This is a genomic window from Streptomyces sp. SID12501, from assembly GCF_010550245.1.
Lineage (GTDB): Bacteria > Actinomycetota > Actinomycetes > Streptomycetales > Streptomycetaceae > Streptomyces.
The window spans coordinates 1-558 of sequence record NZ_JAAGLU010000340.1 but is presented as its reverse complement, the minus strand read 5'-3'; the positions used below and the strand labels follow the sequence as shown (position 1 = coordinate 558).

Sequence of the window (558 nt, the reverse complement as noted above, 5' to 3'; positions counted from 1 at the left end):
TCGTACCAGGACGACATGGTCGGCCACCTGGTGCCGCGCGGCCGCCGCCCGCTCCTGGACGCCGCCCTCGACGAGGGCCGGATCGTGCGCGAGGGGGACCCGGAGTGGCGCGAGGAGGTGCCCGTCCGGGTCGAGTCGATCCCCGTGCGCCGCGAGGGCCGGGTGCTGGGCGTCATCGCCCGCAACACCAACCTGCTCACTGTGCGTACACCGAGCCGGCTGGAGCTGACCTACCTCCAGTCCGCCTCCGACCTGGCCCAGATGATCGCGGCGGGCTCTTTCCCGTATCCGGGCCAGCAGGTCGACATGGACGCCTCCCCGCGCGTCGGGGACGGCCTCATCCGGCTCGACGCCGAGGGCGTGGTGACGTACGCGTCCCCGAACGCCCTCTCCGCCTACCACCGGCTCGGCCTCGCCGCCGACCTGGTGGGCCAGCACCTGGGGACCACAACCGCCGAACTGGCCCCCTCCCGCGGCCCGGTGGACGAGGCGCTGGTGAAGATCGCCAGCGGCTGGGCCCCCCGCGAGACCGAGGTCGAGGGCACCAGCGGGGTCATC

At 74.0% G+C, this 558-nt stretch carries 1 protein-coding gene; it reads left to right on the top strand.

All coding sequences use genetic code 11. The annotated features are described in order from the left end of the window. The coding region (locus G3I71_RS46110; protein ID WP_164324904.1) for a histidine kinase N-terminal domain-containing protein at nucleotides 1-558 on the top strand (558 nt) is incomplete at both ends.